This window comes from Streptomyces griseicoloratus (genome assembly GCF_014534645.1).
Lineage (GTDB): Bacteria > Actinomycetota > Actinomycetes > Streptomycetales > Streptomycetaceae > Streptomyces > Streptomyces griseicoloratus.
Map to the genome: position 1 here is coordinate 1 of NZ_JACVQF010000120.1, position 250 is coordinate 250.

At 74.8% G+C, this 250-nt stretch carries 1 protein-coding gene; it reads right to left on the minus strand.

Going from position 1 to position 250, the window contains the following annotated elements; genetic code table 11:
* Nucleotides 1-250: hypothetical protein (locus H0H10_RS03400; protein WP_188179285.1), on the minus strand; the 250-nt coding region annotated here is incomplete at both ends.

Here is a 250-nt window from a genome sequence, read left to right on the forward strand (position 1 = left end):
CCGCTTCAGACGCCCCCACCGCTCACCCGACACCTCGTGCGTCCGCCGCACGAACCGCGTCGGACCGGCGGTGCCCCGTGCCACCGCGGGCAGTTCCGGCGCCGGCGGCAGCGAGTCCAGCCGGCCCAGCCAGTAGTCCCGGGCCGCCTCGTCCTCCGGCGCGGCCTCGACGGCCAGGCAGTAGTCCCGGAACGACACATCGATCGCCGGCAGCTCGCACTCCGGATCGGCGTACAACTCCGCCCACTCC